Origin of the sequence: Eubacterium callanderi (genome assembly GCF_900142645.1) — a bacterium.
Taxonomy (GTDB): domain Bacteria; phylum Bacillota; class Clostridia; order Eubacteriales; family Eubacteriaceae; genus Eubacterium; species Eubacterium callanderi.
Map to the genome: position 1 here is coordinate 93,693 of NZ_FRBP01000012.1, position 25,478 is coordinate 119,170.

19 protein-coding genes are annotated in these 25,478 nt (G+C 48.2%); 6 read left to right on the top strand and 13 right to left on the bottom strand.

Annotated elements, in window-relative coordinates:
- Window positions 1–154 precede the first annotated feature (154 nt).
- Both BUC22_RS16325 and BUC22_RS16330 read left to right on the top strand, forming a co-directional pair.
- On the top strand, window positions 155–1,411 hold the full coding sequence (locus BUC22_RS16325; protein WP_013381112.1) for an MFS transporter: 1,257 nt from the start codon (window positions 155–157) through the stop codon (window positions 1,409–1,411).
- A 37-nt stretch (window positions 1,412–1,448) separates the two neighbouring features.
- Window positions 1,449–2,900, top strand: a complete 1,452-nt coding sequence (locus BUC22_RS16330) for a trimethylamine methyltransferase family protein (RefSeq protein WP_013381113.1) — start codon at window positions 1,449–1,451, stop codon at window positions 2,898–2,900.
- A 44-nt stretch (window positions 2,901–2,944) separates the two neighbouring features.
- On the opposite strand, the gene BUC22_RS16335 is transcribed toward BUC22_RS16330, so the two are convergent.
- A complete protein-coding gene (locus tag BUC22_RS16335; RefSeq protein WP_013381114.1) occupies window positions 2,945–4,330 on the bottom strand; it encodes a sigma-54 interaction domain-containing protein in 1,386 nt (461 codons plus the stop codon).
- A gap of 301 nt (window positions 4,331–4,631) precedes the next feature.
- On the opposite strand from BUC22_RS16335, the gene BUC22_RS16340 reads away from it, so the two are divergent.
- The 3 genes from BUC22_RS16340 to BUC22_RS16350 are packed head-to-tail and all read left to right on the top strand — an operon-like array spanning window position 4,632 to window position 7,981.
- The gene (locus BUC22_RS16340) at window positions 4,632–5,621 is read left to right on the top strand and encodes an extracellular solute-binding protein (protein WP_013381115.1); all 990 of its coding nucleotides are present in this window, start codon (window positions 4,632–4,634) and stop codon (window positions 5,619–5,621) included.
- Window position 5,622: 1 nt separating this feature from the next.
- Window positions 5,623–6,387: an ABC transporter ATP-binding protein gene (locus BUC22_RS16345; protein WP_013381116.1), complete on the top strand. Its 765-nt coding sequence runs from the start codon at window positions 5,623–5,625 to the stop codon at window positions 6,385–6,387.
- Between the two features lie 13 nt (window positions 6,388–6,400).
- Window positions 6,401–7,981 (top strand): ABC transporter permease subunit, encoded by a 1,581-nt coding sequence (locus BUC22_RS16350; protein ID WP_013381117.1) that lies wholly within the window; start codon window positions 6,401–6,403, stop codon window positions 7,979–7,981.
- 211 nt (window positions 7,982–8,192) lie between these two features.
- Here BUC22_RS16350 and BUC22_RS16355 read toward each other — a convergent pair whose 3' ends face one another.
- The 8 genes from BUC22_RS16355 to BUC22_RS16390 form a co-directional block, all read right to left on the bottom strand.
- Complete coding sequence (locus BUC22_RS16355; RefSeq protein WP_013381118.1) at window positions 8,193–9,941, bottom strand: ABC transporter ATP-binding protein; 1,749 nt, start codon at window positions 9,939–9,941, stop codon at window positions 8,193–8,195.
- Window positions 9,934–11,709 (bottom strand): ABC transporter ATP-binding protein, encoded by a 1,776-nt coding sequence (locus tag BUC22_RS16360; protein WP_073383256.1) that lies wholly within the window; start codon window positions 11,707–11,709, stop codon window positions 9,934–9,936. The genes BUC22_RS16355 and BUC22_RS16360 overlap by 8 nt, the downstream gene beginning before the upstream one ends.
- A 64-nt stretch (window positions 11,710–11,773) precedes the next feature.
- Window positions 11,774–12,769 (bottom strand): helix-turn-helix domain-containing protein, encoded by a 996-nt coding sequence (locus tag BUC22_RS16365; RefSeq protein ID WP_013381120.1) that lies wholly within the window; start codon window positions 12,767–12,769, stop codon window positions 11,774–11,776.
- Entirely contained in the window at window positions 12,759–14,258 is a 1,500-nt protein-coding gene (locus tag BUC22_RS16370; protein WP_013381121.1) for an ABC transporter ATP-binding protein, read from the bottom strand. The genes BUC22_RS16365 and BUC22_RS16370 overlap by 11 nt, the downstream gene beginning before the upstream one ends.
- A 7-nt stretch (window positions 14,259–14,265) precedes the next feature.
- A complete protein-coding gene (locus tag BUC22_RS16375; protein WP_013381122.1) occupies window positions 14,266–15,000 on the bottom strand; it encodes an energy-coupling factor transporter transmembrane component T in 735 nt (244 codons plus the stop codon).
- Window positions 15,000–15,581 carry an MptD family putative ECF transporter S component gene (locus BUC22_RS16380; RefSeq protein WP_013381123.1) on the bottom strand — a complete coding sequence of 194 codons (582 nt, stop codon included), beginning with the start codon at window positions 15,579–15,581 and terminating at the stop codon, window positions 15,000–15,002. The genes BUC22_RS16375 and BUC22_RS16380 overlap by 1 nt, the downstream gene beginning before the upstream one ends.
- A 214-nt stretch (window positions 15,582–15,795) precedes the next feature.
- Window positions 15,796–17,682, bottom strand: coding sequence for an ABC transporter ATP-binding protein (locus tag BUC22_RS16385; protein WP_013381124.1), 1,887 nt, complete (start codon window positions 17,680–17,682; stop codon window positions 15,796–15,798).
- Window positions 17,682–19,445: an ABC transporter ATP-binding protein gene (locus BUC22_RS16390; protein WP_013381125.1), complete on the bottom strand. Its 1,764-nt coding sequence runs from the start codon at window positions 19,443–19,445 to the stop codon at window positions 17,682–17,684. Before BUC22_RS16390 ends, BUC22_RS16385 begins: the two co-directional genes overlap by 1 nt.
- 155 nt (window positions 19,446–19,600) lie before the next feature.
- Here BUC22_RS16390 and BUC22_RS16395 point away from each other — a divergent pair, with 155 nt between their 5' ends.
- Window positions 19,601–20,485 (top strand): LysR family transcriptional regulator, encoded by an 885-nt coding sequence (locus tag BUC22_RS16395; protein WP_013381126.1) that lies wholly within the window; start codon window positions 19,601–19,603, stop codon window positions 20,483–20,485.
- 61 nt (window positions 20,486–20,546) lie between these two features.
- Here the strand turns inward: BUC22_RS16395 and BUC22_RS16400 are convergent, their stop codons facing one another.
- From BUC22_RS16400 to BUC22_RS16415, 4 genes are all read right to left on the bottom strand, one after another.
- Window positions 20,547–21,317 (bottom strand): formate/nitrite transporter family protein, encoded by a 771-nt coding sequence (locus BUC22_RS16400; RefSeq protein WP_013381127.1) that lies wholly within the window; start codon window positions 21,315–21,317, stop codon window positions 20,547–20,549.
- A gap of 94 nt (window positions 21,318–21,411) precedes the next feature.
- Window positions 21,412–22,818, bottom strand: a complete 1,407-nt coding sequence (locus tag BUC22_RS16405) for a trimethylamine methyltransferase family protein (protein ID WP_013381128.1) — start codon at window positions 22,816–22,818, stop codon at window positions 21,412–21,414.
- A gap of 23 nt (window positions 22,819–22,841) precedes the next feature.
- A complete protein-coding gene (locus tag BUC22_RS16410) occupies window positions 22,842–24,116 on the bottom strand; it encodes an MFS transporter (protein WP_013381129.1) in 1,275 nt (424 codons plus the stop codon).
- Between the two features lie 49 nt (window positions 24,117–24,165).
- Window positions 24,166–25,470 carry an MFS transporter gene (locus tag BUC22_RS16415; RefSeq protein WP_013381130.1) on the bottom strand — a complete coding sequence of 435 codons (1,305 nt, stop codon included), beginning with the start codon at window positions 25,468–25,470 and terminating at the stop codon, window positions 24,166–24,168.
- Window positions 25,471–25,478: the final 8 nt, after the last annotated feature.

A 25,478-nucleotide genomic window follows, 5' to 3' on the forward strand; every position in this document is an offset into this window, starting at 1 on the left:
TAATTTCTTCTTTTTTATTTTCTAAATCCCTTTCAAAACCCTTTTAACACACTATATTTTCGTAATTTTATATTTATTTTGTTTTATGGCACACATCTTGCGTTAACATATTGGCATCAGAGATCTGAAACATTTTTAGAAAGGAAAAGAAACAATGGACCTTAAGAAAAAACGTTATATTCTCATGTTCTTTATGGGAATGCTCTACTCTTCCCAAAACGTCATGCCCTGGTTTTCAACTTACTATTACAAAGCCATGCAGGGGGCCCTCGGCTATACAGATGGCCAGCTTGGAATGCTGATCACGGTTTTTGGTATTATTGCAGTCTTTATGTACATCATCGCCGGTATTCTATCCGACCGTTTTCCACTCAAACCATTGCTGCTTATCTCAAGCTTTGGAACCGGCGCCCTGATCCTGCTGATGGCCACGCTTCCCAGCTATCCTATCATGCTGGCTATTCAGATGGGTTTTGCCATCACTGTTGTCTGCACTTTCTACGGCGCTTTTGTAAAATTCACCCATACCATCGGTGAGGAACACGAGCAGGGGAAAATGTATGGTTTTATGTTTGCCTTTAATGGCCTTTTAGGAATGACTCTTGGCTTCATTGCCTCAGGTATTTACGCAGGCCTCTCTGGGGCCGGCGATGTCGAAGCCTTCCGTTACATGCTTTACCTGTACGCCTTCTTTAATATCCTGCCTGGGATTGTCCTTTTGTTCTTCTACAACGAAAAGCGGGATACTTACCTGACCGAGGAGGATCAGGATGAAAAATTCCAGCTGAAATATCTGGGCGATGTCGTGAAAATGCCCGAGGTCTGGCTGATCGCCTTAATGGGCTGCTGCTCCTACACCTTTAAATGCAGCGCCTCTTATTTCACACCCTATCTGACCGATGCCTTTGCCATTCCGGTGGTCATGATGAACTTTATCGCCATTTTCAGATCTTATGGCGTGCGTATTATCATGAATCCCATCTCAGGTATTTTCATTGATAAGATGAAATCTGCCACCAAGGTCATGACAGTGGACTTCATCCTCGGCATCATCGTTATCGGCATTACGCTGCTGCTGCCAGGCAGCCCTTCCTTTGCCATCATTGCGGTTATTCTGCTGCTCATGGTTGCAGCGATCTATAACCTGTCTGTCCCCTGCTGGTATACCCCCATCACAGAAGCCAGAATCCCGAACAAATATTACGGCACCATCGTCGGTATTGTCTCGGCCGTTGCCTTTTCACCCGATGCTTTCTTCTATCTGATCGGCGGCAATATGCTGGATAAATACGGTGAAGCAGGCTACAGCTATATCTTTATGCTCGTTCTCGGTATTGTGACCGTCGGCCTTTTGATCAGCATTATCTTAAGACGGATGATCCAGAAAAAGAACACACAGCAGGCCCTTTAGTTTTCAATTAAAATTACAATAAAAGTGAGGTAGAAAAATGTTACGCAAAAACGCTTATGACTTGTTTCTGAGTTTGGATGATGTCGAAAAAATCCACGAGAGTACCCTTCGCGTCTTAAAGGAAGTCGGTGTAGAATTCAAGCACGAAGAAGTGCTGGATGTCTTTAAAAAACACGGTGCACGTGTCGAGAACTCAATCGTCTATCTCGATGAGGATATAATTAATAATGCACTGCAAACCGTGCCAAAGAGCTTTGAACTCCATGGCCGCGCTGGTTTCTCCACCATTTCTGTGGATGGCGCCCCGGTCATCACCACCGCCGGCGGGCCTCCCCAGCTGGTACATGAGGACGACTCGATCCGCGATTCTACCCTTGAGGATGTCATCAAATTTTACAAGCTCATCGAGTCCAGTGATGTTATCGATGTTACCCGTATCGTATCCTCGGATACCGCGGATCTTGACCGCAACTCTGAAAATCTCTTTAATCCGCAGCAGGCATTGCTGCTAAAATACAATACCAAACCTGTTTACGGAACCATTGTCAACAGTAACCATACCCGGGGTAAGAGCATCCGCCAGGGCACCCGCGATTCTATCCAGCTCATTAAAAAATTCTATGATGTGTGGGACAAAAATATTATTCTGACTGACCACTGCTGTATTTCTCCTCTTTCTGTCGGCAGTGAGGTTCTGGAAAATATGCTGGCGATGCTGGATGAAGACCAGATTGTCCAGTTCACAGTCTGCTCCATGACCAATCTTACCTCCCCCCCAAGCATTATGGGAACCGTTGTGCAGGATAACGCAACGCTGCTGGCCGCCATGGTCTTCACGCAGCTTGTAAAACCCGGAACCCCGACCATTTACCGTACTTTAAGCGCCCCGACTGATATGCGTGAGGTCAAGCTGGCAATCGGCAGCCCTGAAAATACCCTTCTCGGCTTTGCCGGTATCGCCATGGCCCGCTACTACGGTGTGCCGGTAGGCTCTGGCGGCGGTCTTTCCGACTCCCTCACTGTTGATTATCAGGCAGGCGCAGAAACCATGATGACCCTTCTGCCAACCTACCTGGGCAATGCAGACTTTGTTTCTCACTCTGTCGGTACCCTCGGCTCCTTTAACCTCGGTAGTTTTGAAAAGCTGGTGCTGGATGAAGAGGTTGTCTCCATGCTGAAACGCCTCTACGAAGGCATCGCCATTTCCGACAAAAAGGACGGCGTTGACCTTATGCTTAAAGTCGGCCCGCGCGGCAACTACCTCAAAGGCAGAACACCAAAGGACTACCGTGAAGAACACTACCTGCCGAAGTACTTTAATAAACAGGGTGACAAGCTGGCGGATCGTGAAAAATTCGGAACAGCCCTAGACCGCGCTAAAAAGGAAGTACAACGCCGCGTAGACGAATACGAGCTTCCTGAAACGACCAAAAAACAAAAAGAAATACTAAACGAATACCTCCCTGATCCTTATAAATACGACCTTTAAACAAAAAGGAGATGCGCTCAGCAGCGCATCTCCTTTTCCTATTTCTAGTCTTCCTTCTCGTCATACACATATTTGCGTATAAGGCGGTAAGCCTTGGACTGGCTGATGTTTAAGGCCTCTGCCATTTTCCGGCTGCTCTTGTAAAAAAGATAGCTGTTCTCCACCAGCTTACGCTCTGCCTCCTCCATCACTGATTCGTAGTCAGAGTTTACAACCCTCTTTGATCCGGACTCTTCCTCTGAGGTGAAACGCTGAAAATCATAATCCTCAATGACCTTACCATCGGACAGGATCACAAGTCTTTCCACCAGATTGCGAAGCTGACGGATATTGCCTGGCCAGTGGTACCCGCACAGAAGGGGCGGCACTTTTTTGGAAAAATACTTATTGGTTTTATACTTTTCATTAAACACGTTCAAAAAATAGTTTGCCAAGGAGATGATATCCTCTGGCCGCTCCCGCAGAGGCGGCAGTGTGGTCTTAATGCTGTTCAAACGCCAATAAAGGTCCTCCCTGAATTTATTGTCCTGCACTAGCTGATACAGGTCTTTATTGGTAGCGGTGATGATTCGGATATCCGCGTGCTCCGGGGTAGTGCTCCCCACTGGAATAAAGCGTTTATTTTCAATGACATCCAGTATCTTAACCTGCATGGGCAGGGAGAGCTCTCCAATCTCATCCAAAAAAAGGGTTCCGCCGTTGGCAATCTTGATCAGACCTTCCTTCCCCTTATTGCTGGCGCCGGTAAAGGCATGGGGGACATAACCGAACAGCTCAGATTCCAGCAATGTCTCTGGAATCGCCGAGCAGTTAATAGAGATAAAGGGCTTGTCCTTACGCAGGCTGTTGGTATGAACATATTTTGACAAAAAACTTTTACCCGTCCCCGATTCGCCCAAAATAAGAACGTTGATATCAGTTTTGGACACCTTCTGTAAAATAGACAGGCATCGCTTAATCGCTTTGCTTGAGCCAATGATCTCCCCAGAGTCTTCTTCCTCCGATACGATGGTTTTAACCTCATTTTTAATGCTGAAATCATAGCTGTTGATGGGGTCCTGAGTCGTTGAAACGATCATCTCCACATTTCCTTCTTCATCGAGAATCGGGACAGAGATGGTGACCACGTTTTGCTCCATGGCGTAATACTTGTTCTCCGCGATAATGACCTTCTTCGACTTTTTCACCCGGCCCGACAGGGATATTTTCCACCGCTCAGGCCTCAGCTCACTTTGGAGATTCATGTTCTTCATCTGCTCCGGCGTCAAGCCATAGTGGCGCATACACGCCGGATTGGTGTAGACATACCGGTCATCAGCATCCGTCACAAAAACCTCAGTATACGCATTTTCTAAAATTTTAAGCAGCGTTTCCTTAGGCAGGCTGTCCAAATATGCCTGATACTCCTCGCTGTAACCTGTTTCTTCCATAATTCTCCTACTCACACTTTTTTTGTAATTTAACAATTATTACAACTCTATTTAAAGTTGTAATCATTTTCTATGCTTATTATAACCGATTTCGAGTCATATTTGAACGGTTATTTTCAAATTTGAAACATATTTTTTTGAGTAAATTTTATTTTTCAAAAGATTCCAGCCTTTTAAACAGTACAAAAAGCCTTATTTTCCTATTTTTCGTAAATTTAAAAATAATACAGCGTTTTTGTTGATTTTTTCGACTTATGGCATTAATATTGCATATATAAATAGTAAAAAGGAGGTTCTTCATATGAAACAAAAATCATCTTCCATTATTATTTTTCTCAGCGTTGCTGTTCTTCTGTTTAATCTCTGCGGCTGTGCCAAGCGGGACAGCCAGCGTGTCGTCATCTATTCCTGTCTCGAGTCCTTCAGAAACCAGGACATGATTGAACAGCTGCAAAAGGACCTCCCTCATATTTCCGTCAATGTCCAGAGCCTGTCCACTGGCAAGATCGCCTCTAAACTCAAGGCCGAGGGCACAAAATCGGAGGGTGATATCATCATTGGGCTGGACACAGCTTATTCTGAAAGCCTCAAGGATTATCTGGAGCCACTTAACGGCTATGATGACAGCCTGTATCTGGATGAGTTTAAAATACCAGGCCGGGAATACGCCATCTGGGAGCGTTACGGCGGCTGTATTGTCATCAATGAGGCGCTTTTGGCTGAGAAAGGCCTGCCTGAGCCCACCTGCTACGAGGATCTGCTCAAACCCGAGTATAAAAACCTGATCGTCATGCCCGACCCCAAATCCACAGGCACCGGCTACCTTTTTCTTGAAAACATGGTAAACTTTATGGGCGAGGACGAGGCTTTTGACTATCTTGATCAGCTGGTCGAAAACATTATTTTCTTCACAGCTTCCGGCTCCGGGCCAGTCAACCTCCTGATCCAGGGAGAAGCGGCCATTGGTCTGGGCCTTACTTTTACCGTTGTCCAGGAAATCAACAACGGTATGCCTTTTAAAATCATCTATTTTGGTGAGGGCTCCCCCTACAACACCTCATCCTTTGCCATGCTGAAGGACAGGGATAATGCCGAGGATGTAGCGGCAGTATTCAGCTATCTGTACAACCATTTTATTTACAGAGATAAGGCGCTTTTTTCTCCTGAGCCTGTCTTTAAAAACCAAACCATTACCATCCCTAACTACCCGCAAAACATTGTCTACGGTGACATGAAGGACATCAATGACATAAAACACAAAGAAAATCTGCTAAAACGCTGGAGGTACTGACATGAACCAAACGGTTAAACTTACCATTAAAAATATACATAAGTCTTATAACGGCAAAACGATTCTGGATGATATCAGCTTTGAGGTCTACTCTGGTGAGTTTCTATCCATCCTGGGGCCATCTGGCTGCGGTAAAACAACGCTGCTCCGGATTTTGATCGGCATTACAGATCAGGATGGGGGCAGGATTACAAAGGATGGCGTGGATATCTCACACTTAAGCGCAGACAAACGGGGCATGGGCATTGTCTTTCAGAATTATGCCCTCTTTCCAAATATGACGGTTCTGGAAAATGTAGTCTATCCCCTTAAAATCAACAAATTTCCCAAAAAGGAAGCCCTTGAACGCGCCCGCGCGGCTATTGACAGCATTGGTCTGTCCGATCATCTGGACAAAAGGCCCAGTAAGCTTTCCGGCGGCCAGCAGCAGCGTGTGGCCATCGCACGCACCCTTGCGCTGAACCCGGATATTATTTTGTTTGACGAGCCGATGTCCGCTCTCGACGCCTCTACCCGGCTGACGCTGCGCTTTGAGCTGGAGCGTATCCAGCGGGAGTTTGGCGTAACGATGATCTACATCACCCATGACCAGGAGGAGGCTTTCTCCATGTCGAACCGCATTATGGTCATGAGTAATGGCGCCATTGAGCAGCTGGATACGCCTTTCAACATTTATCATCACCCCGCCAATGCCTATATTGAAGAATTTGTTGTCTTTCACCTGATGGAAAAGCTGGCAGCGTTCCGTCGTTTCACAGGAAAATAAAGGAGGCGCTACCATGAAATGGATAAAATCTAAATCGCTGAGGCTTTTATTCGTCGTGTTCTTTTTTGTTACCCTGATTCTTCCCCTGTTCAATATGTTTGCCACCATCACCACAGAAAGCATTCAAAACCTGCTGTTTACACCGGTTTTCGGGGAGGTTATTCTGCAGTCTGTCCTCGTGACTGCTACCGCGACGCTTATTGCAATCCTGCTGGCGCTGGCGCTTTCCTGGTGCGTGGCGAAAACAGCCATGCCTTTTAAAAACATTCTGATCCCAGCCCTGACCCTGCCGATGCTCATCCCCTCCATTTCGCACGGTATGGGGCTGGTCATCCTCTTCGGCGCAAAGGGGATCATTACAAACCTGCTGCATACCAGCTTCAGCCTTTACGGCTTCTCAGGCATTGTCATTGGCTCTGTGCTCTATACGTTCCCCATCGCTTTTTTAATGCTCTTGGATGTTTTTAAATACGAGGATGACGCCTTGTACGAAGCGGCGCAGGTCATGGGTGTTTCAAAGCTCCGCCAGTTTACAGACCTCACCCTTGTTTATCTGAAAAAACCGTTAATCTCGGCCTTTTTTGCTGTGTTTACCATGATTTTTACCGACTATGGCGTCCCTCTGGCAGTCGGCGGCAAGTATCGTGTGCTTTCAACCTATATGTACCGCGAGGTCCTGGGCCTGCTCAATTTCTCTAACGGTGCTGTTGTTGGGATTATCCTGCTTCTGCCGGCCATTCTGGCTTTTATCATCGACTTTTTCAGCCAGGACAGCCAAAGCGGCAGCAACAGTGTCAGGCTTAAAATCAAGGCTTCTCCGGTGCGCGACCGCTGCGCTGCCGGCTTCTGTATCCTGACTGCGGTTTTGTTTAACCTGCCGATCATCGCTTTTGTTGTTTTATCTGTTGTGAAAAAATATCCGGTTGACCTGTCGCTTTCCTTTGACAGCATTTTGCAGACGCTTCAGCTCGGCGCTGGCGAATACTTTTTTAATGCCATTGTCATGTCTCTCCTGACAGCGCTTGTCGGGACTGCCATCGCCTTTACTGTGGCTTATTTTACCTCCAGAGGAAAACAGACCTTTACCTCAAGATGCCTGCATCTTATCTCACTGGTAACCGTTGCGGTGCCTGGTATTGTCCTCGGCCTTGGATATGTTACGCGTTTCAGCGGCAGTATCCTTTACGGGACGCTCATGATCCTCGTCCTTGTCAACACCATCCATTTCTTTTCATCGCCCTATCTCATGGCGCACAACGCTCTGCTCAAGCTGAATCCGAACTTTGAGGATATCGCCATGACACTGAACATTCCAAAGCACCGCATGATCCGGGATGTGCTGCTGCCCTCCACCTTCGGTACGCTGCTTGAGATGTTCACTTATTATTTTATCAATGGTATGATCACCATCTCTGCCATTTCGTTCCTGAGCACGGTTGACAATATGCCTCTGGCATTGATGATCCCTGTCTTTGAGGGACAGCGGCTCTTTGAATGCGCTGCTTTTGTCTCTTTGATCATTCTTGTGAGCAACCTTATTCTGAAAGCGCTCATCAGCTTTGTCTCCTCAAAATGGCAAAAGTATCTGAACTGAATACAAAATAAAAACCCCTTCATGTCCATTACTCCATGAAAGGGTCTTTATAAAAAGGAAAAGAAATGAAAAAGTTTTTGTTTTAATCTCATACAGCCCGTTAGAGATTAGTAAGTTAATTTCTTAACTTGATTATAGTATAAACCGGCAATGTGATGGTTATGTGAAGTGCCGCCTGCCCTTAAGCCAGCTTTAAGACTGCGGCTTTTATTCAGGCAATCCTCCAGCCCTCAGCCGCTTCTCGAATATCGACAAACTGCCTGTAGATTCCCTTTTCCAGAATAAGCTGTGCATGGGTTCCGCGCTGGGCGATCCGTCCGTTATCTACAACCAGTATCTGGTCGGCATGCTCGATGGTTGCCAGTCGGTGGGCAATGACGATGATGGTCTTTCCATTTGTCAAAGAGGAAATTGCCTCCTGTATAAAGTGCTCGTTTTCCGGGTCAACACTGGCAGTGGCTTCATCCAGTATTATGATCGGCGCATCCTTCAGAATAGCCCGGGCAATGGATATTCTCTGCTTTTCGCCGCCGGACAGTGAGGAACCGCCCTCGCCCACCAGTGTGTTGTAGCCATCGGGCAGGGCTGTGATAAACGCATGGCACTGTGCCTCCTTTGCGGCTCTTATGACTTCCTCCATATCCGCATCGGGGTTGCCAAAACGGATATTATTTAAAATGGTGTCGTGAAAAAGATAAACGTTCTGGAATACCATACTGATATTTGAGAGCAGACTGTCGCAGGTCAACTCCCGGATATCCATGTTCCCGATGGTAATGGCACCGCTGTTTACATCGTAAAAGCGGGCCAGCAGGCTGCACATTGTGGTTTTACCGCTTCCAGAGGGGCCTACAATAGCTGTGGTTGTTTTTTCGGGAATATCAAAGCTGACATTTTCCAGAACCGGCCGGCTGTCATAACCAAAGCTCACATTATTAAAGGTGATATTAAAGTTATCCGGCTTTTTATCCTTTCCGTTTTCATCAATAAATTTTGCCTTTTCAATTTTGTCCAGCTTTTCAAACGTCGATTCAATCAGCTCCATGGTATGGGCCGCATTGTTAATCTGCTCGACATGCGTAAAAATCATAAAGGAGAAAACCGCAAACATTAAAAAGACCGGCACAGCCATGGCGCCCTCCGCGGTAAAAACAGCTGCCGCTGCCGCCACTGCCACCGACGCAAGCTTCAAACAAAACTGATGAAGACAGTTGCAGGGAATGTAGTCCAGCTCGATCTTCACATTGATGCGCCGGTGCTCCCTGCAGGCCCGCTTCATCCCCTCGACAGAAACGCCTTCCTGTCCATAGGCCTTTACGACTGCCAGGCCCCTTATGTATTCCAGCGTTGCTGCGATGAGATCATTCTGGGCCTCCTGATGTACGGCTGCATTTATCCGGCTTCTGCGGCTCAGTATTCTCAGAAAGAAGGCCGAACCTAAAACGCCGGCAACTGCAATCAGGGCGATCTGCCAGGAATAAAAAGCCAGGCAGAGAATAATGGCCAGTGCGCTGATATAGCCGCCGACCACCACATCGGTCATCTTCATGGCGTACATCTCCAAAACAGACAGGTCCGTGGTTACTGCCCCGGCAAGCTCCCCTGTATTATTGCGGTCAAAAAAGCCAAGGGAAACTCTTTTCAGAATATCACCGATCCGGATGCGCTCCTCGGCGGTTTTTTCATAGGCGATGCTCTCCTGAAAGGTCGCCTTGAGATATGAAAACAGAAAGCGCCCAAGGATCATCCCAACCATAAAGATAAGAAACCAAAGGGCCCAGACAGGTGTCAGAACAATTTCTCCACGCTGATCCTCCAGCATAAGCTCCAGCCCGTAGGCAGCGCCGATAACAGGCATTGCTGTAAAAATACTCTGTAAAAAGGACCAGAGGAACCCCCAGTATAATCGGTTTTTACGTCCGCCAGTCCATTTTATAATGTGTCTGATGGTTTTAAGCATCGGTCAATTCTCCTTTCATCTCTTTTCCCGCTGCCCAACATCTGGCACCGACATGGGCCTGCCACATATCCCGGTACAGTGCACAGCATTCCAGGAGCTCCTGCTGTGTGCCCTCGGCTGTAATCTGCCCCTTTTCCAAAACGACAATTCTGTCAGCATTCTGGATGGTTGACAGCCGGTGCGCAATGACCAGCAAGGTTTTTCCCTCCGTCAGCGCTGCGATGGAACGCTGCAGCTGTGCCTCGTTTTCTGGATCTGTAAAGGCTGTGGCCTCGTCAAGGATAACCACCGGGGCATTCTTCAGAATCGCCCGGGCAATGGCGATGCGCTGGCGTTCGCCACCGGAAAGCTTTCCGCCGGCTTCTCCCGCGGTTGTATCCCAGCCCTTTTCCAGATGGCTGATAAAGTGCTCGCACTGGGCCGCCCTAGCCGCCTCAAAAACTTCCTCGTCGGTAGCTGACGGTTTACCAAGCCGGATGTTTTCAAGCAATGAACAGTTAAACAGAAAATTATCCTGGGTGACAAAGCTCACTGTATCTGCAAGCTGAGACAGTGGGATTTTTCTTATATCAACACCTCCGATGGAAATACTTCCATCCCTCACATCCCAGAACCGGGCAATCAGCCGGGCAACTGTTGATTTCCCGCCGCCTGAAGGACCGACCAGCGCAGTAAAGCTGCCCTGCGGCAGATGCAGGCTGATATTTCTGAGCACATCGCCGTCCCTGTCATTGTAGGCAAAGCTCACGTCCTCCAGCACGACCGTGTAGTGCTCCAGACAGACGTTCTCCTTTTCCTCCGGGAGCTCTGGAAGCTCCATCAGCTGATTGACATCGTTAATGGCATACTGGATGGATTTAAAATCATTAACCGCTGTGGTGAACCAGCTCACCGGACCCACAATACTCATGGAGAGAATCATGCACAGGGTCAGCTCCGCAGGTGTGAGCGCACCGTAAATATACAGAAGCATTCCCACCGGCAGGATACCAAGCAGGGTACTGGGCAGAATGGCGTTTCCCAGATTCATCAACCCCCAGGTCGAGCGGAACCAGTCAAGGGTAAAGTCCTTGAAATCTCCCACTGCCCTGGTGAATTTCTCATATGAGCTCGAGGACTGGTTAAAGGCCTTGATGACCTGTATCCCCTCGACATACTCCACGATTACACTGTTGACATGGCGGCTGGATTCCATGAATCTGGCGTACTGGCTGTTATAGTTGCGCATCATAATGGCATAAACCAGTGCTCCGGGCGGAATACAGGCCAGCGATGCCAAGGCAATGCGCCAGTCAATGCTGATCATATAAATAAATACACAGACCGGCAGCAGCAGATTTGAAATTCCCTCTGGAATCAGGTGGCCCAGCGGAAGCTCAATGGTTTTTACCCTGTCGACAAAAATACTTTTAAGACCGCCAGCCGTTTTGGACAAAACTGTTCCGAGGGGCGCACGCATCAGCTTATCGGTCAGCGCCAGACGGATACTCTCTAAAATCTGATATGCCGACATATGGGAAAAGGTTGTTGAAATGCCGTAAAACACCAGCTTTACAATGTACCCTGTCACACACACCGCCGCCCAGGCCAGAATGCTCTGTACTTCGGGCGTCCCCTTAAAAAACAGCAGGATTATCTGATAGACGCCGAGATAAGGCACCAGCCCACCCAGCACACTGACCACAGCGCATATCACAGACAAAAACATCTTTGTCCTGCACTCAGCTGCAAACGAGAAGATGCTCTGAAAGGTTCCTTTTTTCTTCATGCTTTCGCCTCCTAAAAATAATAACGGACAGTCCTTTTTTAAGAACCATCCGTATTATACGCAATCATTGCGCTTCCTGTCTGCTCCGTTCCTGCCAATACTGATCCATTCGGACGACGGATTTACGATACTCTGCCGGGCACATGCCCATAACGGATTGAAAAGCTGCTGCAAATTTACTCGGGTTTTCATAGCCTACCCGGTTGGCAATGGAAACGACATTTTCATTGGTTTTCTGGAGCATAAGCGCAGCGGCGTTCATCCGGTATTCCTTCATATAGGCATAAATAGAGGTTCCATAAACACCTTTGAAACAAAGCTTCATAGAGGTGAGCGGAAACTCAAAGCGTTCAGAGAGCTCTTTTAACGTGTAATGCCGCTCCAAATTGTCGGTCAAAAGCCGGACGATGGCTTTGACTTTTTCGACCTGTGTTTTGTAAAAATAAGGGCGCTCGGCACTCTTCTGGGCAACCTCCAGCGCATCCAAAAACAAAAGGAGTTCAAACACCTTGATCTTAAAATAGCTCATCCTCAAATGCTCAGGGACAGTGTAAAGCTCTGAAAAGATGTGCTCCACCCCTTCGCCTGCCCGCATGACAAAGGGGTGCTCATCCCCGCAGAATTTCTCTCGGATTTTTGCGAGGTCAACAGGAACCCCCTCCAGGACATGCGGCAGAACCTTCATGGCTTTTTCCATATAAAAACCAACAGTGATGCCATGATAGTGCTTTAAGGGAAAGCTGAAATCACAGACGTGATGCTTTCGGTTATTCATCTGCAGATCTCCGGCTTCCAGGTATATGAATTTATTTTTTACGATCTCCCACTCAATCCGTCCCTCCCGGCAGTGGTCGATGCAGAACAAGTCTACATCAGGCTTGAACTCTGAAAAGCATTTTTCCATATGAAAATCATTATAAAGGAGATAAACCCCCGGGAATACATCGTAGGCAGTCATCACCCCTTCGCCGCTGTCCTCATTTACCTGGTAAACCGTACAGCTTTCATCTTTACAGATCAGCGAAACGTTTGGGCCCATTGCTTCCCGGTCAAAATGCATAGTGTCTGCCTCCTTCCCCGTCCTCACTGGTTTTTAAAAAGAAAGAGAGCATCCTGTCCCTCCCTGCTGCGCTAAGGGGGTAATTTCCCACCAGCCTGCCTTGGTCGATATGAAGGATATGCGTACAGCAGGACAGGATAAACTCAGGGTCATGGGTGACAACAAAGACTGTTTTGCCCTGCTCTGAAAGGCCGCGTATATTGCTGGATACCTCACGCATATGCCGAAGATCCAGCCCGCTGGTCGGTTCATCAAAAACAATAATCTCCCGCTGTGAGGCGATGGCTGAAGCCACCGCGACACGCTGCTTCTGTCCGCCCGACAACGCCATAGGGTGCTTTTCCTTATAGACCAGCAGGTCGAGGGATTCCAGGATGGAAGCTGCCCGTTCCGGTGCCTCCTGCTTCATAGAGAGCAGCACCTCGTCCAGCACGCTCTCAGTAAAAAGCTGGTGGTTGACATCCTGCATAACCATATAGCAGGCCGACAGCCGTTTTTTAGATTTAAGCGCTGTACCTTTATAGCGTACAATCCCTTTATCTTTTTTCTGCAGGCCGCAAAGACTCCGCGCAAAGGTGGACTTACCCGCGCCGTTATGGCCGATGATACCGATAACGCCACGCTCTGGCACATCGGCCTGTCCGATGGACAGCGCCGGCGGACAATGGGGATAGGCAAACTGAAACCGCTCAAGCCGCATGGTCTTCTCGTCGCTGAGTCCGGCCACCTTTATTTCTGAAAGACCAGACATGGAAAGTGCCCTCAGACCCATCTCCTCCGGTCTGCTGTTCGGCAGCCTGTAAAATTCCCGACCGGTGTAGGTCTTGTCAATCCGGCCTTTTTTCATACAGACCACCCTGTCCGCCAGGCCCTCCAGATAATACAATCGGTGCTCTGCCACCACAATGGTCTTTCCCTGCGCTTTCCACCGGCGGATGACTCTTCTCAACTCCTTTATGGCAGCAGTATCCAAATTGGATGAGGGCTCATCCAAAACCATGACCTCCGGGTACAGCGCCGCCACAGACCCGCAGGCAATCTTCTGCTTTTCGCCGCCTGAAAGCTTAAAAATATTCCTGCCACAAAGCGAATTAAGCCCAAAGGCTTCGGTGGTGTTTTTCAGCCGTCTGTATATCTCATCCTCTGGCAAGCCCAGATTTTCACAGCCAAAGACCAGCTCGCTAGTGGTATCCACATTAAAAAACTGCGACCGGGGATTCTGGAACACAGACCCGACCATTTTTGCTGTTTCGTACAAAGGCGCACTCCTTACATCCAGGCCGTTAACCACGACACTGCCTGACAGGACACCCTCGTAGTAATGCGGGATTAAGCCGTTGATCAGCCGGGTCACGGTTGTTTTGCCGCATCCCGATTCACCACACAATAAAATGATTTCACCATCGGCGATGGTAAGATTGAGACTGTCCAAATCAACCTCTTTTTTGTCCCGCCCGTAAGAAAAACATACGTCTTCAAATATAATCATACTCACCTCACAGAAGCGCAAATTTATTCAAAACAAATGCCGCCAGACTGCCAACGCACAGAACAATGGCCAGAATATCGGCCAGCCGGAAACCAATCCGGCAAATATTTGTCCGCGGCACAGGTGCGCCTAGTCCCCTTGTCAGAGCGGCTGCCGAAAGCTCCTCTCCAATCTTCACACAAGACATCATAAGAGGCACCAGACGGTATTCAAGCATGGCGCCTGCCTTGCCGCCGCCAAAGCGGATACCCCGCATCCGCATAGCGTCTCCGATGGCTCCGTACTCTTCCCGGACTGTTGGGAAAAAGCGAAACATAACCGACATTGGGATGGATAATTTCGGGGTAACGCGCATCCGGGCCATAGCTGCCATAAAGGCGCTGACCGTGGTGGTATTTACCAGGAAATACCCCATCATGATCCCGGGCATAAACCGGGCAAACAGGCCGCAGGTTGCAACGATGATAAAATTCAAAAAACCTGTGGTGACAGGCACCAAAAACAGTTCGCCACAGAAAGCCGCCGTGTAAGTTGCTAAATACACAAAAGCCGCCCCCCGCTTTTTTGAGGCCAGCAGCAGCATAAAGGGAACCAGTGTGAGGGCCGGCTTGACAAAATTCATGACACCACCATTCCCCCCACCGATGACAACCGTGGAAACAGTGACAACCAGAAGCATTTTTGTCCTTGGATCAAACGACAGACCGCCAGACACATCCGCGTTGGTACACGCCTTTGCCATCAGACAATCCCTGCTTTCATAAAGTGCTTTTTAAGCACTGCCTTGCCCAGCAGAGCCCCTAAAATACCGGAGATAAAGCAGGCGGCCAGAAGCGGCAGAAGACTCCAGTCGGGAATGTAGGCCATGAGCGTGTTGGCATACTCCTGGCCATATCCAGAAACCAGCATATCAAAATAGCTTCCCCGGTTGACTACAATGGGAATGTAATTGCCGATAAGCCACATGGAAAATACACCGTAGCTTAAAACACCCTTTCTGGAACTGGTGTAATCACCGGATTTTAGTACCAGTTCTGCCAGCAGACCGCTGACCGGCGCGGTAATCAACGCCCACATACCCATGCCCATCAGACACATGATAATACCGATGATGGCAGCCATGATAAGCACCATCCCAAACTTTCTAACCCTTGTCAAAAACAGCATGAAGGGTATCCCGCCCACAAAGGGAACGATCACGGAGAGCAACGGTACAAAAATGGGAATATAGCCAATCATAGCTACACCCATGCAGATAACCAAAAGAATGGCGGTGAAAATGCCCACATTAATCAGGTCCTTTGCCTGAAGCTTATTATTCATATAAATTTCCTCCTGTTTTAGTTAGTTCTATCTAACTACGATTTTTTAAAGAAGGACTCCATGATCTCGGAGTCCTTTCATAAGCATATTAAGTGTAGCATAACCCTTTGTCTCTCGTCTGCTCCATCCGGACAAAATAAATCTATTCAGACAGAAAAACCGTCTAAACGGTTTATTCTCCGTCTTTTAGGAGCAATTAGGCTTTTCTCTGAACTCAGGCTGCCTCCTCGGCAAAGTTTCCAGTATAGAGCTCATAATACTTCCCCTCCTCGGCGATAAGCTCATCGTGGGTACCTCGCTCAATAATGCGGCCGTTTTCCAGCACCATGATACAGTCTGCATTGCGGACAGTGGAGAGGCGGTGAGCGATAACAAAGGTGGTTCTGCCCTTCATCAGGCGGTCCATTCCCTCCTGCACCATGACTTCGGTACGGGTGTCGATGGAGCTGGTAGCCTCGTCCAGAATGAGAACCGGCGGGTCGGCAACCGCAGCTCTTGCTATGGACAGAAGCTGTCTTTGTCCCTGGCTCAGGCTGCCGCCGTCGCCAGTGAGCATGGTCTGGTAGCCATCCGGCAGCCGGCTGATAAAACCGTCGGCATTGGCCAATTTCGCAGCAGCGATACAGTCCTCATCGGTGGCATCCAGCCGTCCAAAGCGGATATTGTCCATGACAGTGCCTGTAAAAAGATGCGTATCCTGCAGAACAATGCCCAGTGAGCGCCGTAAATCGGCCTTTTTAATCTTATTGATGTTAATGCCGTCATAGCGTATTTTCCCGTCCTGTATATCGTAGAAGCGGTTGATCAGATTGGTGATGGTCGTCTTTCCTGCACCAGTGCTGCCCACAAAGGCAATCTTTTGCCCAGGTTTGGCAAAAAGCCTTATGTCATGCAGTACCATATGGATATCGTCGTAGCCAAAATCGACGCCGTTAAAGGTAACCTCCCCTTCCAGCCGTTTGTAGGTAACAGTACCTTCTGCCCTGTGTGGGTGCTTCCACGCCCAGAGGCCTGTACGCTCTGTACTCTCGCAAAGGGAGCCGTCCGGCTGCTCCACTGCATTGACCAGCTGGACATAGCCTGCATCAGACTCGGGCTTTTCCTCCAGAAGGTTGAAGATACGGTCAGCCCCTGCCAGAGCCATGACAATGCTGTTAAGCTGCTGGCTGACCTGGGTGATGGGCTGGGTAAAGCTTTTGTTCAACGTGAGAAAAGACACCAGTGTTCCCAGAGTCAGGCTTACACTGCCACTCAGGGCCAGCACCGCACCCACAATGGCACACAGCACATAGCTGATATTACCGAGATTCGCGTTGACAGGCATGAGAATATTGGCAAACTTATTGGCGCTGTTGGCGCTCTCACGTAGACGGTTATTACGCTCCCTGAAGCCTTCCAGGCTTTTTTCTTCATGGCTGAAAACCTTGACGACCTTCTGACCGCTCATCATCTCCTCGATATAGCCGTTCACACTGCCCAGGTCCTTCTGCTGGGCCGCAAAATAAGCGCCTGATTTTCCGCCGAGCTTTGAAGTCGCGACCAGCATAACCACGGTCATGGCCAGTGTCACCAGTGTCAGAGGAATATCCAGAAACAGCATGCTCACAAAGGTGGTGGCAATACTGATAATCGACTGGATAATCTGTGGAAGACTCTGGCTGATGAGTTGGCGGAGAGTATCGACATCGTTGGTGTAAACCGACATGATATCGCCGTGAGCGTGGGTGTCAAAATACTTGATAGGCAGCGACTCCATGTGGGTAAAAAGCTTGATTCTGAGCTTTTTAAGGGTACCCTGGCTCACATTGATCATGATGCGGTTATAGGCAAAGGCCAGCCCTACACCAATGAGGTACATACAGGCCAGACGGACAAGCGCTGTGGCCAGCGGGCCAAAATCGGGATTGGCAGCTCCGGTCAGGGGGATAATATAATCGTCAATCAGAGTCTGCATAAACAGGGTTCCCTTAACGGTGATCAGAGTCGATCCGAAAATACATAAAAGCACTACCACTGTGGCTGCCTTGTAATTCTCGACAATCATTGTCAGAATACGGCCAAGCGCCTTTATGCTCAGACCGTCTTTTTTAATTTTGTTCATTAGCTCACCGCCTCCATTTCCATACTGCCCTCATCAAAATCTCCGCCGCCGTTTAGCTGAGAGGCGTAAATTTCCTGATAGATGGCATTTGTTTTCAGCAGATTGTCAGGCGTATCAAATGCGTTGACACGCCCCGCGTCCATCACCAGAACCCGGTCAGCATCCTCGACGCTGGAGATACGCTGGGCGATAATCAGCTTGGTCGTGCCTGGAATTTCGCTGATAAAGGCGCTCCGTATCCGGGCGTCTGTAGCGGTATCCACCGCACTGGTAGAGTCGTCCAGGATCAGTATTTTCGGCTTTTTCAGAAGCGCCCTCGCAATGCAGATACGCTGCTTCTGTCCTCCGGAAACATTGGTGCCGCCCTGATCAATAACCGTGTCATATTTGTCGGGCAGCTGCTCAATAAAAGTATCGGCGCAGGCCAGCCTGCAGGCGTGCTTACATTCCTCCAGCGTCGCCTGCTCATTGCCCCAGCGCAGATTGTCCAGAATTGTCCCTGAAAACAATACATTCTTCTGAAGCACCACAGACACCTGATTTCTAAGAGTCTCCAGGTCATAATCCCGGACATTCCTGCCACCCACCAGCACCCTGCCATCCGTCACATCGTAGAGCCGGCTGATGAGATTGACCAGACTCGACTTGCCGCTGCCTGTGCCCCCGATAATGCCAATGGTCTCACCGGCGCGGATGTGAAGGTCGATATCTGAGAGTGTTTCCTTACCGCTTCCCTTTTTATAGGCAAAACAGACCTGTTCAAAATCAATGCTGCCATTTTCCACGGCTGTTACTGGGCGCGCCGAATCTTTGATATCGGCCTGTTCCTCCAGCACCTCGGTAATACGGCGGCAGCTGGCAAGGCTCATGGTCACCATCACAAAGATCATGGACAGCATCATCAGAGACATCATAATATTCATGATATAGCTGAACATAGCGGTCAGCTCGCCGGTTGTCAGACTGCCGACAACAATCATCTGAGCGCCAAGCCAGGAAATCCCAAGGATGCAGCCATAAATAACAAACATCATTACTGGGTTATTAAAGGCAAGGATGCCCTCTGCTTTAACAAAAAGCCGATACAGGTTAGTGGCTGCCCTGGTAAAGCGTGTATTTTCATAGTCCTCCCGGACATAGGCTTTGACCACCCGTATGGCAGATACATTTTCCTGGACGCTCTCGTTTAAGGCGTCATATTTTTTAAAAACCTGGTCAAAAATTTTAATGGTCTTTAAAATAATCAATGCCAGAGCCAGGCCGAGAACCACAATAGCTGCCACAAAGACCAGGCTCAGCCGGGTATTAATGAAAAAGCACATGACCATGGCGCTGATGAGCATCAGCGGCGCGCGGGTACACATGCGAAGGATCATTTGAAAGGCGTTCTGCACATTGGTAACGTCTGTTGTAAGCCGCGTGACCAGCCCGGCCGTGCTGTACTTGTCGATGTTTGAGAAGGAGAAGCGCTGGATATTTTCATACATTCCCTCCCTCAGGTTGCAGGCCAGGCCTGAAGACGCGCTGGCCGCGTATTTGCCCGCCAGAATACCAAAGATCAGGCTTGCCATGGCCATGATCACCATGATCCCTCCGTAAAAATAAATCTGCTGTATGTTTCCAGCCTCAATACCCCGGTCGATGATGAGTGATATGACCAAAGGGATCAAAACCTCCATCACAACCTCCAGGGCTGTAAATAAGGGTGTCAGCAGCGAAGCCTTTTTATACTGCTTCACCTGCCCTAAAAGTGTTTTTACCATTTTTATCTTCCTTTCAAGGTTTGTTGTTTTTGCCTGTTATAGATAATATTAAACTACAAATTTTGTTGAAAGTGAATTCAAAAAATGTTATTATTAATTAAGAGTGTCAATTAATTAATAAATAAAATTTTTATCAATAAATCAAGGAGGCCCTTATGAACAGCACACAGCTCGAATGCTTTATGCAGGTCGCAGAGAACCTGAACTTCGCACGGGCAGCGGAAGCGCTGCACATCACACAGCCCTCAGTCACCCACCAGATCCATACCCTCGAGGCAGAGCTGAACGTAAAGCTCTTTCACCGCACCACGCGCTCCGTATCCCTGACACAGGCCGGACTGAGTTTTTTTGCCGACGCCAAAAACATCCTGTCCCTCATGAAAATATCAAAAATGCGGCTTCACGATGATAGCACAGACAAGCTCTCCTTTTTTGCCATGGGACTCCACAGCAAAATGGAGCTTTCCTTTCTTCCGGATATTATTAAGGAAATGAAGCGGCAGGTTCCACTGCTGCACCCCATTATCAAAATGGTTCCTTTCCACGCCCTTGCCAATCTCCTGACCGATGAAACCATTGACGTCATGTTTGAATTTAAAAACGAAAAAACAGATAAGCTCCGTCTCAATTATGTCGAGCTGACCAAAGCGCCCATCGCCTGTGTCCTGCAAAAGGACCACCCCCTTGCCGGGCAGCCGTCTGTTACCCCGGCTGAGCTTAAAGATCTCAGCATTGTGCTCTGCCAACCGCCAGTGCCAGTATTCTCTGATATTTCGGCCTTTCAACAAAAGGAGGCATCCAATTTTTCACCGGCCAATTCCTATTTTTCTGAAAATATTGATGAGGCCTATACCCTCGTAAAGGCCGGACTAGGCTTCTCCCTTTTGCCCGACCTCATGCCAAGCCGTGACCCTGAGCTGGCCTACATTCCATACGACCCGTCCAACGAGGTTTCCTATGGCGTGTATTATAAGGGAAAGAAAAAAGACCCGCTGCTTAAGCTTTTTATTGAGCTTACAAAAAACACCTTTCTCCAATAACAACAAAAACACCTGAGCATAATGCTCAGGTGTTTTTAGAACGAGGGAGATAAACCCTATACTATACTGTTTCCTTCTTTTTTGAAATAAAATAGTACGGAATCGCCACAAAGAGAATGCCGCCAACCATGTTGCCCAAGGTTACGACAATGAGATTGTATGCGTAGCCGCCAATAGTGACAGCCGCTTCCATGGGCGCAAGCAGGGAGATTGTCAGCAGGGTCATATTTGCAATGCTGTGCTCAAATCCTGTTGTGATAAAAGCAAAAAGGCACCAGAAAATCATGATAAGCTTCCCACTTTCCGATTTGCATTTAAAGCCGCACCACACTGCCAGGCAGACCAGCACATTACACAGAACCCCTCTCAGAAACAGGGGTACCAGAGGAAGGTTCATCTTAATCGCTGACGACGCTGCAATAAACTCACCGACTGGGCCGGTCGCAAAGCCTGCTCCCCAGAAAACAAGGGCCAGGAGCACAGACCCTGCCAGATTGCCAAGCCAGCAGACGCCCCACAGCTTTAAGGTATCCGCCATGGTAACGGATTTCGACATAAGTCCTGCTGTCATGACCATATTGTTTCCTGTAAAAAGCTCTGCCCCCGCGATGACCACCAGGCTCAGGGCAACGCCAAAGGCTGCCCCCATGACAATCTTAACATAAGGTTCCCCGGTCAGCAGGCCGCCAATGGTAAAAATTAATAAAACACCAAATCCAATGAAGGCACCAGCCAGCATGGCTGCCACAAAATAGCCAAGGGGGTTCTTTTTCAGCAGCCCGGTTTTGGCCGCGGCTGCTTTCTGCACACTCATAAACTCTTCAAAAAACATCTGTTATCCTCCTAACGCTTTTGTGAAAATTATAACAAAGGCAAAAAAGAAGCGCCGTGACCATCGTCACGGCGCAGGATTGCTTTGTTGATTCTTAACGGTATTTTTCAGGCAGCAGGTCCTCCAGAATACTTCTCTGCTCCTTGTTAAAGTCAGGCTTAACATACTCATCCAGACGTTTCTTCCAAACCTCCGTCGCCAGCGATTCCGACGACGGACAGCCGGCCTGTATCCAGCTGTTATGATTATCCCGAATCGAAAGCTTCGGCATGATAAAGTCCGTACGGTAAGATTTTTGTGTCCGCTCAAAATGCTGTCCGGAGGGGCCGGTCTTTTTGATGGAGTCAAACATCACAGTTTTTTCATTAACCTCGTACCCCTGCTTCAGATGCTCCAGTGATTCAATCTTTTCTTCGTCTAAGATATATTTTTCATAGCCAATGGAATTAAAGGAGTCCAGCGTACCGCAGGCGTGCACAAGGCAATCCGTATCCAGTGCGTAGGCTGAAAACAGGTTCATAAAGGTCTCTGCACCGGCCTGGTAGTCCATGAGTTTGGAGTCTGTATTGCCTGCGCCGGTGTGTAAAGGTACATGATAATAACGGGCCATCCGAGCCGAGGTCGCCGCGCTCCAAAGGCTTTCAATACCTCCGTAGGCCGCCCCGGAGGACAGACGCATGTCGGCGGAATCAAACTTTCCGCAATAGACTACCGGTGTCCCCGGCCGCACAATCTGTGACAGCACAATGGATGCCAGGATCATGGCATTACCTAAGATGAAGGTGCCCGCCATCGACTGCGGTGCAGTAATACCGAGGGTCTGTCCGCTGCAGATAATCAGCGCCTGCCCGCTGCGCGAGTAGGTGATCAGAGCCTCCGCCATCGAAGTTGAGAGACGCATCGGTCCCATTGTGTCAATTAAACCGGCAGCGATGATCTTATCACTCAGGTGTTCCACACCATAAAAACGGCGCATCATTTCAAGACTTTCTTCTGCTACCTCTTTTCCCTCAACCAGTCCCATCATCGGTTTGGTACAGTACTCAAGAGCTACTCCAAGACGGTATTTTTCCCTGATATCTGGCGGAATGTAAGATACGTCAATGACATTTGGATTTGACACATCCATTATTTTACTGGTTTCATGGAGTTTGTGAAAATTTACCAGATGCTCATGGCTTGCCTTTTCATATCTGCCTTCCTTTAAGACATAAATGGGCCCATAGGCTGGAACATTTTTTGTTTTTCCATCACCCACAGTGATCTTATCACCGTCACGCCCATACCAGTCAAAGGTACGCGGTACTGACGCAAGGGCTTCATCGACCATTTTTTTGTCGATGTAGACAATATCATTCTCGACCTTCGCGCCATAATTCCTGAAAATATCAATGGCCTCCTCGCAGTGAAAAACCACGCCGACCTCCGATAAAATTTTCAGGCTCTCCTCGTGAATTCTCTCAATTTCCTGGTCTGTTCCTATTGAATAGTTTAACTTCATTCTCTTGTCTCCTCGTTGTTAAGTTAATTGTTCTTTCTCTTTTTCTGTTCTTCCTCTGCCAACAGCCGTATACGTCCCCTGTTACGCTTCATAAATATTATCAGCGCGGCAACCGCCATAATGCCAAAGCCTGCCTGCATCAGCATTACATACCGGTAAGCCATGCCTGAAGGATAAGTGTCTAACAGCTTGCCAATCACTGGCGGTAAAAAAGCATCGGACGCATAAGCGACTGTGGAGATAAGACCGATGGCGGTCCCCGAAAACTTCATCGGAATATCCGCTTCGTTCAGCGGCGCGTAGAGCTGACCTCTGACCGCGCCCGTCAGTATGATCTCAATAATAAATACAATGATAAACAGATACAGGCTTGCCCTGCTGTTTGGTATATAGCCGATCGCCAGTGCGCAGATAATCAGCAGAATGACCAGCCACAACATTGATTTGCTGGCGCCCAACCGGTCACCAAAGAAACCAGAGGCCAGAGCCCCAACCGGCTTAAAATAGGCAGTCAGCATGCCGATAAAAGCCATAGATGATACAGAAGCCCCAAAATTCAGATGGGCAATGGAGCTGCCGTAAGACCCAATAGTGCTTCCGATTGTATAGCCTCCAAGAGCGATGATGGCAATGAGCCAGATATCGGCATTTTTCAGGCACTGCAATATGATTTTCCAGGGCTTCTCATCATTAATACTCTCATCGTTTTCCAGGTCGTCTGTAAAGACAAACCAAGACGCCGCAGCCAGAAATATGAGGATACCGCCATATAAAAATATAACAAAGCGCAGCCCCATAGATAGCGATACAAAGTGTGTAAACATCCAAGCCGCAAAGGTTCCGACAAGCACCTCAAAAAACGAAGCCCCTGCCTCACGTCCTCCATACGCTTTGCTTTCACTGCCTACATTTCGTCCAAACTGTCTTGTCGCTTTAATTAAAGCGGCCCAAAAGGTGAGTGTTGTAGTGATCCCCAGCAACGCATAGATCACAATTGCCACATTGTAGGGTGGAAAGGTGCCAAACCAGAGGTTCAGCAGACCTGTTCCCAGAAAAGAAATTGTCAGAAGTTTTCGCGGTGAAAATTTATCAGCCACAATGCCACCCAGAAAGTATGTCAAAGTTGCTACCCATGCATAACAGCTGAATAAAACACCGAACTGCTCATTCGTCATCGTGAAAGCTTCTAGAAAAGCATTGTAATAACTGCTCCGCATGTAAACCACATAATAGATCGCGTTTCCGCCGGAGCACAATACTATAAACTGCAAAACACTTCTGATCCTTTGCCTTTTCATGATTAACTCCCTTTAATTAAAATCCACTGTTTTTTTCTAACACATGGATTCAGGCCCGGGCGCTTTTTTGTTTGGCCTCTTTGCGAAGACTTTTGGCTTCTTTCTCCTCAACTAAAATCTCTTTAATATTGTTTTTATTGCGATATCTGAAAATCAGACACAATACAACAGACAACAGTCCAAATCCTGCCAGAATCAGCATGGTGTAGCGATAAGCAGTAACGGAGTCATAGGTATCCAGGAAACGGCCGATCACTGGTGGCAGGAAAGCGTCTGACGCGTAAATAATAGTGGCCATAAAACCAAAAGCTGTCCCAGATAAAGACATGGGCACCCGCGCCTCCTTGATAGTTGCGTATTTCTGGCTTCTAAAAGCGCCAGTACACACAATTTCGACTGCGAAAAGGACTAAGAACAGCCAGATATATTCCGGACCTGTTGGCAGGAAGGCGAAAACAACGGCAAAGCCTGTCAGAACAATACTCAGGATTAACAGAACCGCACTCGGTCCAAATTTATCGCCAAACCAGCCGGCGCCCAATCCGCCAAAGGGTTTGAAATAAGCGGTCATAACCCCAACATACCCCATAACAGCGACAGTGGCGCCATAGTTTGAGCCGACAATGTCACCGCAATATGAACCCAGGGTACTCCCGATTGCATAGGCTCCGGCTCCCATCAGAGCACAAATCCAGATATCCACATTTTTCAAACATTGGAGAAGCAGCTTAAAGGGGCTTTCCTCACTAATGACAGCTTCGTCACCCGTACCGTTATCAAAAACAAACAGAGAGATGATCGCCAGAAGAATGAGAATGCCACCGTACATAAAGATGACAAAGCGGAGTCCCGCCGACATAACGGCAAATTTTGTAAACAGAAACACCGCCAATGTCCCGAATATGACTTCAAAAATCGCTTTACCGGCTTCCAGCCCGCCAAAGGCCTTACTCTCACTTCCTACACTCTGTCCAAACTGTCTTGTTGCCTTCAACAGTGCAGCCCAGAAGGTCAAAGTTGTTGTGACGCCCATCAGCGCATAGATTAACAACGCCGTCTCGTATTTCGGAAAGGTGCCAAACCAGATATTGAGCAAGCCGGTTCCCGCAAAAGATATGACCATCAGCACCTTTGTGGAGACCTTATCGGCCACAATCCCTCCCAGAAAATAGGTTGCGACTGCTACCCAGGCATAGCAGCTGAATAAAACGCCAAACTGCTCATTTGTCATTGTGAAGGCTTCCAGAAAGGCTTCATAGAAGCTGCTTCGCATAAAAATAACATAAAAAATTGCATTTCCCCCTGCACAGAGTACAATAAACTGAAGGATGCTTTTTAACTTAGAATTTTTCATTTTTTACT